The following is a 14,656-nucleotide window of genomic DNA, read 5'->3' as shown; positions in this document are numbered from 1 at the left end:
CCTTGCGCACCTCGTGCCAGCGGTGGGCGTCCTCGTCGATCTCGCTGGCGCGCTCGGTGAGCCGTCCGACCCGGTCGACGGCGCCGGCGAGCAGGCCCGGCAGGACGTCGACCTCGGCATCCCGCGCGTGCGCGCGCACCGGGGGGTCGGACAGGAAGTCGGTGAGCGTCTCGCGCAGCGATGCGTACCGCTCGGTGTTCATCGAGTCGACCAGCGAGGCGTGCGCGCGGGCATGGGTGTCGTCGAGGGAGGCCGACAGCCGTTCGGCGATCGGCCCGTGAGTCGGATCGGCGGGCAGCGTGGCAAGGGCGGCCAGCAGGCGTTCCTTGAGTACTTCGGCGTCGCGTGGGGCGCCGAGATGATCGGCATGCCAGGCCAGTTCGTTCCGCAGCGCGCGCACCCGCGGACGCCGAAACAGCGGGGCGAAGGTGCGCAGCGCGCTGCGGGAGCGTCGCGTGGCCACCCGGCTGCGGTGCACCGCGTCGGGAGCGTCGACGCGGACGTCGTCGGCACGCCCGGCGATCACGTCGGCCTGGGTGCGCAGGTAGGAGAGGACGACGTCAGGGGCTGTGGTCACTGGTTGCTCGCGTTCTCTTCGGTACGGACGACGCCGAGGTCATCGACGACCTCGCGCTGCTCGGGTGGCTCGACGCGCCCCCGGCGGGGGCGCCGGCGGTGCTGCCGCGGCGCGGCGTCGTCGTCCGGGCCCAGCGCCGAGCCGAGCAGAATCGGCGTGACGGCCGCGAACGCCCACACGGCCAGGGCGGACGGTGAGCGCAACGCTAGTGAGATCGGCACAGTGTCGCCGGGGTTCGCCGCGGCCAGCTCGTCGAACGGCACGCCGCCCAACACCTGGCCGAGTCGCCAGCAGACCACGCTGGCCAGCAGGCCGAGCCGGGCGGCGAGGAAGGCGCAAGGCCAGCCTGCATCCCTCGGCCGCCAGGTCGCGATGCCGAGGCCCGCGCCGGCGAACATTCCGATCGCCGCGTACCAGGTGTCGCCCGCGAAGTGCTGCCAGGGAATGCCGCTGACCGTCGCCGAGCCGTCCGGCTGGACGACGTAGCCGGCAGCGGGCGCACCACCAGCCGCCACACGGCGCAACGCGATACCGACGATCACCGCGATGCCGGCGAAGATCGCGGCCGTCGTGCGGTCGTTGCGGCGCGCCGGCAGCGGTTGTGCCGCCCTCGGCGGCCAGAGTCGGCGCGGGTGCTCACCGGGAACAGCCCAGCGGCGCTCGTCCGGGACGCGGTGGACCAGCCCAGATCGGCGGATCCGGGCGGGTCACACGCTCAGCAGGATGGGCCGAGCAGCGCCTTCAGGTCGGCCATCAACGGCGGCGACGGAACAGCTGAGGGTCTCCTCCAGCTTCCAGACCGCGGGCGCGGTCGAGGTGGTCAGCCGGACCCTCACCGGCGTGCTGGACGGCTGGTCAGCACGGTCCGGAGCTGCTGCACCACCACCGGCGTACAGCGGGCCGCTGGCAGCGAGATCACCACCGGGCCGGATGGCCCCTCGGAGACGTCCGGGGAAGCTCACATCGGTGCCCCGCCATTCCACGCCCTCGTCCTTGCCGACCACCTTGCCCCTGATCCGCACGATGGTGTCGGTGGCCAATTGCAGCGCCACCAGTTGATACGCCTTCGGGAACAGCAGGACCTCGATGGACGCCTCCAGGTCTTCGACGGTGAACAATCGCCCACAGGTTGCCGTTCTTGGTCTGCTTACGGGTGACCTGGAATGATCATGCCCGCGATCGCGGTGGGGATGGGCGGGCCGTCCCGGCGACCACCTGTCCGATCGACTGATCGCGATTGGCCAGCAGCACGTGCTCCAGGCCGAGCAGCGGATGATCGGAGACGTACAGCCCGAGCATTTCGCGTTCGAAGGCGAGCCGAATCCGTTTCTCCCACTCTTCCACCTCCGGCACCGGGGTGCTGACCATCGCCTCTCCCCCGCCGAAGTCGCCGAACAGGTCGTCCTGGCCGTTGGCCTGGTTGCGCTTCAGGTCGATCACCTCGTCGACCTTCTGCTCGTAGCACTCCATCAGCGCCCGCCGGGTGTGCCCCAGCGAATCGAAGGCGCCGGCCTTGATCAGCGATTCGATCACCCGCTTGTTGCACACCACCAGCGGCACGTTGTCCAGGAACTCGTTGAAATCGGACGCCTTGCCGTTGGTTTCGCGGCCCTCGACGATCCCCTTCACCACGTTGTCGCCGACGTTGCGGATGGCGCCCAGGCCGTAGCGGATGTCGTTGCCGACCGGGGTGAACATGCCGTCGGATTCGTTGACGTCGGGGGGCAGCACCTTGATGCCCATCCGGCGGCATTCGGCCAGGTAGATCGCCGATTTGTCCTTATCGTCCTTCACCGACTGCAGCAGGGCCGCCATGTATTCGGCCGGGTAGTTGGCCTTCAGATAGGCCGTCCAGTACGAGATCAGCCCGTAGGCGGCGGTGTGCGCCTTGTTGAAAGCGTAGTCCGAGAAGGGCACCAGAATGTCCCACAGCGATTTTATCGCCGCGTCGGAAAAGCCGTTGGCGTGCATACCGGATTCGAAGTTGACGAACTCGGCTTCCAGCACCTCCTTCTTCTTCTTGCCCATCGCCCGGCGCAACTCGTCGGCCGCACCCAGGGTGTAGTTGGCCACCTTCACCGCGATCTGTTGCACCTGCTCCTGGTACACGATCAGGCCGTAGGTGAGGTCGAGGATCTCGGCGAGCGGCTCGGCCAACTCGGGGTGGATCGCGGTGATGGGCTGCTTGCCGGTCTTGCGCAACGCGTAGTTGGTGTGGCTGTTGGCGCCCATCGGGCCGGGCCGGTATAGCGCCAGCGCCGCGGAGATGTCCTCGAAGTTGTCCGGCTGCATCTGGCGCAGCAGGACGCGCATGCCGGAGCCGTCCAGCTGGAAGATGCCGAGAGTGTCGCCGGAGGCCAGCAGTTCGTAGGTCTTGGCGTCGGTGGTGTGCTTGCTGAGCTCGTCCAGGTCGAGGTCGATGCCCTGGTTGGCCTTCACGTTGGCGATGGCGTCGTCCAGGATGGTCAGGTTGCGCAGGCCGAGGAAGTCCATCTTGACCAGGCCCAGCGATTCGCAGCTCGGGTAGTCGAACTGGGTGATGATCTGGCCGTCCGATTCGCGCTTCATCACCGGGATGACGTCGAGCAGCGGCGCCGACGACATGATCACGCCGGCGGCGTGGACGCCCCACTGGCGCTTCAGGCCCTCGATGCCCATCGCCGTGTCGACGACCTCTTTGACCTCGGGCTCGGCCTCATACATCGCCCGGAACTCGCCGCCCTCGGCGTAGCGGGCATGCTGCGGGTTGAACACCTCCGGCAGCGGCACATCCTTGCCCATCACCGGCGGGGTGTAGGCCTTGGTGATCCGCTCCCCCAGGCCGAACGGCTTGCCGAGCACGCGTCCGGCGTCCTTCATCGCCTGCTTGGCCTTGATGGTGCCGTAGGTGACGATCTGGCAGACGTGGTCGTCGCCGTACTTCTCGGTGACGTAGCGGATCACCTCGCCCCGCCGGCGCTCGTCGAAGTCGATGTCGAAGTCGGGCATCGAGGGACGTTCGGGGTTCAGGAAGCGTTCGAAGATCAGCCCGTGCGGCACCGGGTCGAGATCGGTGATCCGCAGTGCATAGGCGCACATCGAGCCGGCGCCGGAACCGCGACCCGGTCCGACCCGGATGCCGTTGTTCTTCGCCCAGTTGATGAAGTCGGCGACGACCAGGAAGTATCCCGAATAGCCTTTTCCGGCGATGACCTGGGTCTCGAACTCGGCCTGCTGAGTCGCGTAGTCGGGGACGCCTTCGGGGAAGCGGACTTCCAGGCCGCGGCGGACCTCTTTGACGAACCAGGACTCCTCGGTCTCACCGGCCGGCACCGGGAAGCGGGCCATGTAGGTGCCGGTGCCTTCGTCGAAGTGCGTCTCGCAGCGCTCGGCGATGGCGAGCGTGTTGTCGCAGGCCTCGGGCAGCTCGCGCCAGATCTCGCGCATCTCGGCCGGGCTTTTCAGGTAGTAGCCGTTGCCGTCGAATTTGAACCGGTTCGGGGTGTCCCGGTTCGAGCCGGACGACACACACAGCAGGGTGTCGTGGGCGTCGGCGTCGTTCGCGTGCACATAGTGCAGGTCGTTGGTGGCCACCAGCGGCAGCTTCAGGTCCTTGGCCAGCCGCAACAGGTCCTCCCGGACCCGGCGCTCGATGTCGAGTCCGTGGTCCATCAGCTCGCAGTAGAAGTTGCCTTCGCCGAAGATGTCGCGGAACTCGGCGGCCGATTCGACGGCCTGCTGGTACTGGCCGAGTCGCAGATAGGTCTGCACTTCGCCGGACGGGCAGCCGGTGGTGGCCAGCAAACCCTTGGCGTAGCGGTTGAGCAGTTCCCGGTCGGCGCGCGGCTTGTAGAAGAAGCCCTCCAGTGAGCTCAGCGAGCTGAGCCGGAACAGGTTGTGCATACCTTCGGAGTTCTGCGCCCACATCGTCATGTGCGTGTACGCGCCCTTGGACGCCACGTCGTCGCCGGTGCCGTCACCGAACTGGACGCGCTTGCGCTCGCTGCGGTGCGTCTTCGGAGTGAGGTACGCCTCGAGGCCGATGATCGGCTTCACCGCGGAGCCCTTGGCCGCCTTGTACCACTCGTAGGCGCCGAACAGGTTGCCGTGATCGGTGACGGCCAGGGCCGGCATGCCCATCTGCTCGCAGCCCTTGACCAGATCCTTGAGCCGCGCGGCGCCGTCCAGCATCGAGTACTCGGAATGGCAATGCAGATGCACGAACCCATCGGCCATCGGCGGTTTCGACCTCCAGAAGTCTGTGGTGGACCGGGCTGATCGCCAGGGGGAAGTCCAGCGGAGCCCCTACCCTAACCCCGCCGGCCGACGCTGCCCTGCGACACTCGGTGCGTGGGGCGGCGGCCCGGCGTGTCGGCCGGCGGACGGCGCCCTTACTCTGAGGCGAGCAGGGCGGCCCACAGTTCGGCTCGCGCCGGGAAACCGGCGAGATCGACGCCGAGCAGCTTCTGCGCCTGGGCGATCCGGGCCCGCACCGTGTGACGATGGACACCGAGCAGCTGCGCCGCCGCGTCGATCCGGGCGTCGCATTCCAGCCAGACCCGCACCGTGTGCAGCAGAGCGGTGCCGTGCCTCCGGTCGTGCGTCCGCAACGGTTCCAGGTGTGCCTCGGCGACGACGACTGCCTGCGTTCCGGTGAGTTGGGCGAGAACTCCGTTCCCGGCGAACGCGGCGAACCGGGAGACCTGGGCGGTGCTGCCGGGCCGGGTGAGCGCGGCCACCGCCTCGGCGTGGGCCCGGGCGAAGTCGCCGTAACCGCTCGGTCGCGATACGCCGACCCCGGCCTCGAACAGCGCGGCGAACTCGTCCAGCAGCGCCTGCTCCGCGTCGGCGACGGCGATCACCAGGCCGTCGGGTCCGGGGCCGTGGAACACGGAGTGGTCCGCGGACTGCCGTTCCAGCCAGTCGGACGCGACCTGGGCGCGCGCGGCGGGGACGGTCGCGACGGCCACCACGACGGTTTCCGGCGGCAGCGGCGTCCAGAGCTCGCGGACGACCGGCGCGGCCACACTCGGGTCGTCGGTGAGCAGGCTCCGCACCAGTCCGCTGCGCAGCGACTGACGGGCCTGGTTGAGCCCGACTGTTTGCTCCAGGGCGAGGCCGGCCATCGCGATCACCGAGGTGACGACGCCGCGGCTCTCGGCGTCCAGGCCGCCGGCGGCGATCGCGATCGCTCCGCGCAGCTGCCCGCCGGGTCCGAGCGTCTGCAGGGTGAAGCTCGCCCCTGCGGCCTCCAGCGACGACCCGGCCCGGACGCCGCGGCGCAGCATCGCACCGACCTCGCCGGTGACCTCGCTGAGTGCGGCGGGCGTGAGTCCGCCCGCTGGATGATCCCGGACGAGCGTGCCCGTAGCGTCGAACAGGCCGACCCACGACTCCAGCTGCCGCGCGAGTTCGGCGAGGGTCGCGCCCAGGCCGTCCGGTTGCAGCGCCGCCAGCGAGATCGCCCGTTGCGCGGCGAGTGCCCAGCTGCGCCGGGCGTAGGCCTGCGCAGCGACGGCCTCGGCATTCGCCCTGGCCAACGCGATGAACGGCGTCCGGTACGGCACCTCGAACAGCGGCATCCGCTGGTCGGTACAGGCGTGCAGCAGGGCATCCGGAATGCCGTCACGGACCACTTCGGTGCCGAAGCCGAGCCCTCGGACGCCGCGCCGGGCCAGCCGTGCGACATAGGACCGATACGGGTCCGGGTCGTCACCGTCGAACTGGGTGCCGGTGGTGAGCAGCAGCAGGTCATCGGTGAGGAAGGGCGTCGGATCGGCCAGGTCGGAGCCATGCACCCAGCGCAGCGGTGTGTCCAGCGCGCCGGGCGGCAGCTCGTCCTCCGTTGTGGCCAGCCGCAGGCCCAGGTCGCGGCGATTGAGCAGCGCACGCAGGGTCGGTTTCGGTGCGGCCGCCATGGCCACCCCCTCCAGGAACACGCCGATCAACGATCAGCGCTGGTTGAGCGTGTCGAGACCCTCGCAGCCCCGCGGAACTCAGGGGTCTTGACAAGCGCGACCAGCGAGAGTGGGTATCCCTGTACGTTGTGTACAGAAATGTCCCATTAATATACATTGTGGCGAATATCGCCACGGAGGTGCGGCGCCCTAGGCTCCGGGCATGTCACTTGGACTCGACACCCATGTTTCGCTGGGCGGACCCACGCTTGCGCAGCAGCGCCGCCTCGTCACCTCGATTCCAGGACCCCGCTCGCAGCAGCTGCTGGCCCGGAAAGCGGCTGCGGTCGCAGCCGGGGTGGGACACACCGTGCCCATCCAAGCGGTCGCAGCCGGCGGCGGCGTGGTCGTCGACGCCGACGGCAACTCGCTGATCGACCTGGGGTCCGGCATCGCGGTCACCACGGTCGGCAACGCGCACCCGACGGTGGCCGCCGCGATCGCGGCGCAAGCCGCGCAGTTCACCCACACCTGTTTCATGATCTCGCCGTACGAGGGTTACGTGGCGGTCGCCGAGGCGCTCAACCGGCTCACGCCGGGCGACTTCGACAAGCGCAGTGCACTGTTCAACTCGGGCGCCGAGGCGGTCGAGAACGCGGTCAAGATCGCCCGCAAGTTCACCGGCCGGCAGGCTGTGGTCGCCTTCGATCACGCCTATCACGGCCGCACCAACCTGACCATGGGGCTGACCGCGAAGTCGATGCCGTACAAGAGCGGTTTCGGCCCGTTCGCCGCCGAGATCTACCGGGCACCGATGTCGTATCCGTACCGGGACGGACTCTCGGGTGCCGAGGCGGCGTCCCGGGCGATCTCGCTCATGGAGAAGCAGATCGGTGCCGACAATCTCGCCGCGGTCATCATCGAGCCGATCCAGGGCGAGGGTGGCTTCATCGTCCCGGCCGAGGGTTTCCTTCCGGCAGTCGTCGACTGGTGCCGCGCCAACGGCGTGGTGTTCATCGCCGACGAGGTGCAGTCCGGTTTCGGACGCACCGGGGTGATGTTCGCCAGTGAGACGTTCGGCATCGTCCCCGACCTGATCACGACCGCCAAGGGCATCGCGGGCGGCATGCCGCTGGCCGGGGTGACCGGCCGCGCCGACATCATGGACGCCGCCCACACCGGCGGTCTGGGCGGTACCTACGGCGGGAACCCGGTCGCCTGCGCGGCGGCACTCGCCGCGATCGAGGCCTTCGAGACCGAAGGGCTGCTGGCCCGCGCCACCGAGATCGGTGACCTGCTGCGGTCCCGGCTGACGGCGCTGCAGGCGTCCGACCCGAGGATCGGCGACGTGCGCGGGCAGGGCGCGATGATGGCGATGGAGTTCGCCGATCCCGCCACCAAGGCCCCGGACGCCGCGCTCACCGCCGCCGTGGCCAAGGCCGCGATCGCCGAAGGTGTGATCGTGCTGACCTGCGGCACCTACGGGAACGTGATCCGGTTCCTGCCGCCGCTCACCATTCCCGACGATCTGCTGCACGAGGGCCTCGACATCGTGGCCGCCGCGCTCGCCGCCCACTGACCCGGGCGTCAACAACGAAGGAGAACCGCGCAATTGAATGAGATCACCCGTGACGTCGTCATCGTCGGTGCCGGCGCCGCCGGCCTGACCGCGGCCAACGAACTGAGCAGGTCGGGCCGATCGGTCGCCGTCCTGGAGGCCCGCGACCGGATCGGTGGACGGCTGTGGACCGACGTCCTCGACGGTGCCATGCTCGAGATCGGCGGCCAGTGGGTCTCGCCCGACCAGGACGCCCTGATCGAGACGATCGACGAACTGGGACTCCAGACCTACCAGCGCTACCGCGAGGGCGACTCGGTCTACATCGGCCCGGACGGCACCCTAGTCCGGTTCACCGGCGACGTCTTCCCGGTGGGTGCCGACACCGCACGGGTGATCGCCGAGGTCACCCAGCGCCTGGATGCGATGGCCGCCGAGATCGATCCCGACCGGCCCGAGGCGCATCCGAAGGCGGCCGAGTGGGACGCGATCACCTGGGAGGCGTGGCTGCGGGCGCAGACCGACGACGACGAGGCCGTCCGGAACCTCGCCTTCGCCACCGGCTCGGCGATGCTGACCAAACCCACGCACGCCTTCTCGCTGCTGCAGTCGCTGCTGATGGCGGCTTCGGCCGGCAGCTACTCGAACCTGGTCGACGCCGATTTCATCCTGGACAAGCGGGTCGTCGGGGGCCTGCAGCGGGTGCCGCTGGCGCTGGCCGAACGGCTGGGCCCGGACGTGTTCCTGAACCAGCCGGTGCGGACGCTCGCCTGGGGTGAGGACGGGGTGACCGCGATCGCCGACGGCGTCACCGTGCATGCCCGCAGGGCGATCCTGGCGCTCGCACCGGTGCTCTATCCGCGGATCTCGTTCGTTCCGCCGCTGCCGCGATTGCAGCACCAGATGCACCAGCATCTGTCGATGGGCTTCGTGATCAAGGTGCATGCCGTCTACGACCGGCCGTTCTGGCGCGAGCAGGGCCTGTCCGGCACCGCGTTCAGCCCCTATGAGCTTTCTCATGAGGCGTACGACAACACCAACCACGGCGACGAACGCGGCACCCTGGTCGGGTTCGTCTCCGACCGGAACGCCGACGACGTCTTCCAGGTCAGCGCCGAGGAGCGCAAGCGGCGCATCCTGGAATCGCTGTCCCACTACTACGGACCCGAAGCGCTCAACCCGATCGTCTACTACGAGAGCGACTGGGGCAGCGAGGAATGGACCCGCGGCGCCTACGCCGCCAGCTTCGACATGGGCGGACTGCACCGCTATGGCGCAGACCTGCGCACCCCGGTCGGCCCGATCCGGTTCGCCTGCAGCGACCTGGCCGGCGCAGGATACCAACACGTCGACGGCGCCATCCGGATGGGGCGCCTGGCGGCCCGGCAGATCATTGAGGAGGCCACCGCATGAGCCCCCGCATCGTCGTCGGCTACACGGCGACCAAACGTGGCCGCGACGCGGTGGCCTTCGGCGCCCGGCTGGCCGCGGCCACCGGGTCGGTGCTCGATGTGGTCGTGGTTCTGCCGGCGACGGGACGCAGCGTGATCACGCCCCCGGACGCCTCCTACGACCGGCACCTGCACGACCTCGCGCAGCAGTGGCTGGCCGACGCGATCGGCCGGGTTCCGGACGCGGTGACCGCCCGTCCCCACGTCCATGCCGCTGACTCGTTCGCCCAGGGGCTGATCGAGTTTGCCCACGACCGCGGCGCCGACTACCTCGTGGTCGGTGCCGGCGGCGGTGGGCTGCGCGGGCGGCACCGGCTCGGGCCCACCAGCACCGAGCTGCTGCACTCCTCCGACGTTCCGGTGGTGCTGGTGCCGCGCGGCGCCCGCAAGCTCGCCGCCGACACCGCGGTCACCCGGCTCACCGTCGCGGTCAGCCCGCGTCCCGGTGACGAAACGTTGATGTCCGACGCGGCGGCCCTGGCGTTCGCGACCGGGGCGCCGATCCGCTTGCTCTCGCTGCTGCCGATCGATCTACCGGGACCGACCGGAGACGCCGCCCGCTCGCCCGCCCGACCGACCGAGGCCGATGAGGTGCTGGCCGCGACCAACACCAGCCTGCCGCCGGGCATGGCCGCCGAGGTCGTCGTTGCCGACGGCGACAGCATCGAGGCCGCGGTCGCCGCTCTGGATTGGCAGCCCGGCGAACTGCTGCTCGCCGGATCCGGACGGCTCGCCCAGCCGCGCCGGCTGTTCCTCGGCTCCACCGTCGCCAAGATGCTCCACGAAGTCCCCGTCCCGGTGGTCGTCCTTCCCCGTGCCCATCACCAGGAAGGGGACGGCGCATGACCAGCGACACCTCCACCACCGAGTCGGCCGACCACGGCATCTCCCAGAAGGGCCTGAGCGCCGGCAGCGTCGGCCTGATCGGTGCCGTGGTGATCGGCATCTCGTGCATCGCGCCGGCCTACACCTTCACCGCCGCAGTCGGGCCCACCGCGTCCGTGGTCGGGCTGCAGGTGCCGGCGGTGATCCTGGTCGGCTTCCTGCCGATGCTGCTGGTCGCCTTCGGCTACCGCGAACTCAACCGTGAGATGCCCGACTCGGGCACCTCGTTCACCTGGGCCACCCGGGCGTTCGGCCCGTGGATCGGCTGGATGGCCGGCTGGGGGCTGGTCGCCGCGACCATCCTGGTGCTGTCCAACCTGGCCGGCATCGCCGTCGAGTTCCTGTTCCTGCTGATCTCGCAGCTGACCGGCAACGAATCCATCGCTGAGCTCGCCGGCGTCACCTGGATCAACATCGTGGTCTGCCTGCTGTTCATGCTCGGCGCGACCACCATCTCCTACCGCGACATGCAGACCACGCAGAAGCTGCAGTACTTCCTGGTGAGCTTCCAGATGATCGTGCTGCTGTTCTTCGCGATCGTCACCATCGTCCAGGCCGTCAACGGTCGTGGCTTCGACTCGACCGCGTTCCAGTTCTCCTGGTTCAACCCGTTCGAGCTGACCTCGTTCAGTACGTTCGCAGCCGGGTTATCGCTGTCGATCTTCATCTTCTGGGGCTGGGACGTCACCCTCACCATGAACGAGGAGACCAAGGATCCGGAAAAGACGCCGGGCCGGGCCGCCACCGTCACGGTGTTCACCATCGTCAGCCTCTACCTGCTGCTCGCCGTGGCGATGATCATGTACTCCGGCGTCGGGGACGGCGAGTTGGGGCTGGGCAACGTCGAGATCCAGGAGAACGTGTTCTTCCACTTGTCCGGGCCGATCCTGGGACCGCTGGCGTTCCTGGTCTCCCTGGCGGTGCTGACCAGCTCGGCCTCGTCCCTGCAGTCGACCTTCGTCTCCCCCGCCCGGACGCTGCTCGCGATGGGCCACTACGGCGCACTGTCGCCGAAGTTCGCCGCCGTCAGCCCCCGCTTCTTCACCCCCGGGTACGCGACCATCGCGTCCTCGATCGTCGCGTCCGCCTTCTACGCGGTGATGCGGGTGCTCAGCGAGGACGCGCTGTGGGACACGATCACCGCGCTGGGCATGATGATCTGCTTCTACTACGGCCTGACCGCGTTCGCCTGCGTGTGGTATTTCCGCAAGCAATGGTTCGATTCGGCGCGGCTCTTCTTCTTCACCCTGTTCTGCCCGCTGCTCGGCGGGGCGATCCTGCTGATCCTCTTCGTCACCACGCTGGTCGATTCGCTGGATCCCGGTTACGGCAGCGGGTCGAACGTCGGGGGTATCGGCCTGGTCTTCATTCTCGGGGTGGCGGTGATTCTGGTCGGCGTGGTCGTGATGATTTGGCAGTCCATCAAACGCCCGGCCTTCTTCCGCGGCCAGACCCTGTCGATGGACGCGCCCGCCAGCCTACGAAAGGTACGCCGATGACCGCGACCGAACAGACCCTGCTCAGCCAGGTACCGACCGGCTTGTTCATCGGCGGTGAGTGGGTGGCCGCCGAACAGGACCGCACTCTGGCGGTCGTCGATCCGGCCACCGGCAGTCCCCTGCTGGAGATTGCCGACGCCTCCCCGGGGGATGCGCTGCGGGCGCTCGACGCCGCCGTCGCCGCGCAACAGGAATGGGCGGCCACTGCGCCGCGCCGGCGCAGCGACATCCTGCGGCGGGCGTTCGACCTGGTCCACGAGCACGCCGACGACCTGGCGCTGTTGATGACGCTGGAAATGGGCAAGCCGCTGGCCGAGGCTCGCGGCGAGGTGACCTACGGCGGCGAGTTCCTGCGCTGGTTCAGTGAGGAGGCGGTGCGGATCTCGGGCCGCTACGGGCTGAACCCGGAAGGCACCGGACGGATGCTCGTCTCGCAGCGTCCGGTCGGGCCGTGCCTGTTCATCACGCCGTGGAACTTCCCGTTGGCGATGGTCACCCGCAAGATCGCCCCGGCTTTGGCCGCTGGCTGCACGGTGGTGGTGAAACCGCCGGCCCTGACCCCGCTGACCACGCTGTACTTCGTGAAGCTGCTGGTCGAGGCGGGGCTGCCCGCCTGCGTGGTGAACGTGTACACGACCGACGCGTCGTCGGCGACGACCGCTCCGCTGATCACCGACCCGCGGCTGCGGAAGCTGTCCTTCACCGGTTCCACCGAGGTCGGACGGCGGCTGCTCGCCCAGGCGGCGGACCGCGTCCTGCGGGTGTCGATGGAGCTCGGCGGCAACGCGCCGTTCCTGGTCTTCGACGATGCCGATCTCGACCAGGCGGTTGACGGTGCGATGCTGGCCAAGTTCCGCAACATCGGGCAGGCCTGCACAGCTGCGAACCGGTTCATCGTGCACGAGTCGGTGGCCGAAGAGTTCGCCGCCCGGGTGGCGGCCCGGGTGGCCCGGATGAAGGTCGGACGTGGCACCGAGGACGGCGTCCAGATCGGTCCGCTGATCGACGGCCGCGCGGTGGCGAAGGCCGATGAGCTGGTCCGGGACGCGGTCGACCGCGGTGCCACCGTGCTGACCGGCGGGAACGTGCTGCCCGGCCCCGGCACCTTCTTCGAACCGACCGTGGTCGCCGGCGTCCGCTCCGGTAGCTCGATCCTGCACGAGGAGATCTTCGGCCCGGTGCTGGCGATCGCCACCTTCGCCGACGAGGACGAGGCCGTCCGGCTCGCCAACGACACCGACTACGGCCTGGTCAGCTACGCCTTCACCCGCGACCTGGCCCGGGGCCACCGGCTGATCGACCGGTTGGAGACCGGCATGATGGGCCTCAACGTCGGGGTGGTCTCCAACGCGGCGGCCCCGTTCGGCGGGGTCAAGCAGTCCGGCATCGGCCGCGAGGGCGGGCCGGAGGGCATCCATGAATTCCTGTCCACCAAATACACGCTGATCCCCGCCGACTGAGCGGAACGAAGGGACCACCATGAGCGACTACACCGTCGTCAATCCGGCCACCGGGCAGACCCTGGCGAGCTACCCGACGGCTACCGACGCCGAAGTCGAGGCCGCCCTCGCCGCCGCCGACGCCGCCTACCGAGGCTGGGGACGAAGCTCCTCCCCCGCCGAGCGGGCCGAGTTGCTGCGGGCCGTGGCTCGCCTGCACCGGGAACGCCGCGACGAGCTGGCTGCGATCATCGTCCGCGAGATGGGCAAACCGATCGAAGCCGCGCTGGGTGAGGTTGACTTCGCCGCCGACATCACCGACTACAACGCCGACCACATCGACCAGATCACCGCCGACCAGCCGCTGACCATCGACGGTGACGGCACCGCGGTGATCCGCCGTTCGCCGCTGGGGGTGCTGCTCGGCATCATGCCGTGGAACTTCCCCTACTACCAGGTCGCCCGGTTCGCGGCGCCGAACCTCGCAATCGGCAACACCATCCTGCTCAAGCACGCCCCGCAGTGCCCCGAATCCGCGGAGGCGATCGCTGCAAGATCTACACCGAGGCCGGGTTGCCGGCGGGTGCGGACGTCGATATCCGGGCGACCAATGAACAGGCGGCGATCTGATCGCCGACCGCCGCGTCGGGCGGTCTCGGTGACCGGATCGGAACGCGCGGGCGCCGCGGTCGCCGAGATCGCCGGACGACACCTGAAGAAGGTCGCGCTCGAACTCGGCGGATCCGATCCGTTCATCGTACTCAGCACCGACGATCTGGACGCCACTGTGGACGCTGCGGTCGCCGCCCGGTTGGACAACACCGGTCAGTCCTGCAACGCCGGCAAACGATTCATCGTGGTAGACGACCTGTATGACGAATTCCTCGAGAAGTTCACCGACAAGCTGCTGGCCGCGGCCGATGGCGCATCGCCCCGCTATCCTCGTTGACCGCGGCGGAGAACCTGGAGCGCAGGTGGCCGCCGCCGTCGAACAAGGGGCGACGGTGACGGCAGCCGGCCCCCGCAACGGTGCCTTCTACCCGCCGGCCGTGCTGACCGGTGTCACCGTCGACAACGATGCCTACCATCGTGAACTGTTCGGCCCGGTGGCGACGGTCTACAAGGCCGAATCGGAGGAGGAAGCGGTACAGATCGCCAACGACACCCCGTTCGGTCTGGGCTCGTACGTGTTCACCAACGATCCCGAGCAGGCCGCCAGGGTGGCCGACAAGATCGATGCGGGCATGGTCTACGTCAACCTCGTCCTGGCTGATGAGCCGGCGCTCCCCTTCGGCGGCGTCAAGCGCAGCGGCACCGGACGCGAGATGGGCCTGCTCGCCGCCGACGAGTTCGTCAACAAGAAGCTGATCC

12 protein-coding genes are annotated in these 14,656 nt (G+C 69.0%); 7 read left to right on the top strand and 5 right to left on the bottom strand.

Going from position 1 to position 14,656, the window contains the following annotated elements:
* From QM711_RS19150 to QM711_RS19130, 5 genes are all read right to left on the bottom strand, one after another.
* Window positions 1-577 (bottom strand): CHAD domain-containing protein (locus QM711_RS19150; RefSeq protein WP_415102348.1); only part of this gene is annotated, 577 nt, incomplete at its 3' end.
* The gene (locus QM711_RS19145) at window positions 574-1,119 is read right to left on the bottom strand and encodes a hypothetical protein (protein ID WP_415102346.1); all 546 of its coding nucleotides are present in this window, start codon (window positions 1,117-1,119) and stop codon (window positions 574-576) included. The genes QM711_RS19145 and QM711_RS19150, both read right to left, overlap by 4 nt.
* A 165-nt stretch (window positions 1,120-1,284) precedes the next feature.
* Entirely contained in the window at window positions 1,285-1,695 is a 411-nt protein-coding gene (locus tag QM711_RS19140) for an OB-fold nucleic acid binding domain-containing protein (protein WP_415102344.1), read from the bottom strand.
* 49 nt (window positions 1,696-1,744) lie between these two features.
* Window positions 1,745-4,792 carry a DNA polymerase III subunit alpha gene (dnaE, locus tag QM711_RS19135; protein WP_415102342.1) on the bottom strand — a complete coding sequence of 1,016 codons (3,048 nt, stop codon included), beginning with the start codon at window positions 4,790-4,792 and terminating at the stop codon, window positions 1,745-1,747.
* A 155-nt stretch (window positions 4,793-4,947) separates the two neighbouring features.
* Window positions 4,948-6,474, bottom strand: a complete 1,527-nt coding sequence (locus QM711_RS19130) for a PucR family transcriptional regulator ligand-binding domain-containing protein (protein WP_415102340.1) — start codon at window positions 6,472-6,474, stop codon at window positions 4,948-4,950.
* Window positions 6,475-6,676: 202 nt separating this feature from the next.
* Between QM711_RS19130 and gabT the strand changes: the two genes are divergently transcribed.
* From gabT to QM711_RS19095, 7 genes are all read left to right on the top strand, one after another.
* Complete coding sequence (gene gabT, locus QM711_RS19125) at window positions 6,677-8,032, top strand: 4-aminobutyrate--2-oxoglutarate transaminase (RefSeq protein ID WP_415102338.1); 1,356 nt, start codon at window positions 6,677-6,679, stop codon at window positions 8,030-8,032.
* A 33-nt stretch (window positions 8,033-8,065) separates the two neighbouring features.
* Window positions 8,066-9,424 (top strand): flavin monoamine oxidase family protein, encoded by a 1,359-nt coding sequence (locus QM711_RS19120; RefSeq protein ID WP_415102336.1) that lies wholly within the window; start codon window positions 8,066-8,068, stop codon window positions 9,422-9,424.
* Window positions 9,421-10,308 (top strand): universal stress protein, encoded by an 888-nt coding sequence (locus QM711_RS19115; protein WP_415102334.1) that lies wholly within the window; start codon window positions 9,421-9,423, stop codon window positions 10,306-10,308. Before QM711_RS19120 ends, QM711_RS19115 begins: the two co-directional genes overlap by 4 nt.
* Window positions 10,305-11,846 carry an APC family permease gene (locus QM711_RS19110; RefSeq protein ID WP_415102332.1) on the top strand — a complete coding sequence of 514 codons (1,542 nt, stop codon included), beginning with the start codon at window positions 10,305-10,307 and terminating at the stop codon, window positions 11,844-11,846. Before QM711_RS19115 ends, QM711_RS19110 begins: the two co-directional genes overlap by 4 nt.
* Window positions 11,843-13,306: an NAD-dependent succinate-semialdehyde dehydrogenase gene (locus QM711_RS19105; RefSeq protein ID WP_415102330.1), complete on the top strand. Its 1,464-nt coding sequence runs from the start codon at window positions 11,843-11,845 to the stop codon at window positions 13,304-13,306. The genes QM711_RS19110 and QM711_RS19105 overlap by 4 nt, the downstream gene beginning before the upstream one ends.
* Window positions 13,307-13,325: 19 nt before the next feature.
* Entirely contained in the window at window positions 13,326-14,234 is a 909-nt protein-coding gene (locus QM711_RS19100; protein WP_415102328.1) for an aldehyde dehydrogenase family protein, read from the top strand.
* Window positions 14,235-14,259: 25 nt separating this feature from the next.
* The coding region (locus QM711_RS19095) for an aldehyde dehydrogenase family protein (protein WP_415102326.1) at window positions 14,260-14,656 on the top strand (397 nt) is incomplete at its 3' end.

The sequence above is a fragment of the Micropruina sp. genome (assembly GCF_047602385.1).
Classification (GTDB): domain Bacteria; phylum Actinomycetota; class Actinomycetes; order Propionibacteriales; family Propionibacteriaceae; genus Micropruina.
Note: the sequence above shows the minus strand (reverse complement) of the source record. Positions and strands in the feature narration are given on the sequence as shown.

Coding starts and splice junctions, on each gene's coding strand:
- QM711_RS19110 (WP_415102332.1), top strand. CDS start 10,305: ATGACCAGCGACACCTCCACCACCGAGTCGGCCGACCACGGCATCTCC.
- QM711_RS19130 (WP_415102340.1), bottom strand. CDS start 6,474: ATGGCGGCCGCACCGAAACCGACCCTGCGTGCGCTGCTCAATCGCCGC.
- QM711_RS19100 (WP_415102328.1), top strand. CDS start 13,326: ATGAGCGACTACACCGTCGTCAATCCGGCCACCGGGCAGACCCTGGCG.
- QM711_RS19115 (WP_415102334.1), top strand. CDS start 9,421: ATGAGCCCCCGCATCGTCGTCGGCTACACGGCGACCAAACGTGGCCGC.
- QM711_RS19105 (WP_415102330.1), top strand. CDS start 11,843: ATGACCGCGACCGAACAGACCCTGCTCAGCCAGGTACCGACCGGCTTG.
- gabT (WP_415102338.1), top strand. CDS start 6,677: ATGTCACTTGGACTCGACACCCATGTTTCGCTGGGCGGACCCACGCTT.
- dnaE (WP_415102342.1), bottom strand. CDS start 4,792: ATGGCCGATGGGTTCGTGCATCTGCATTGCCATTCCGAGTACTCGATG.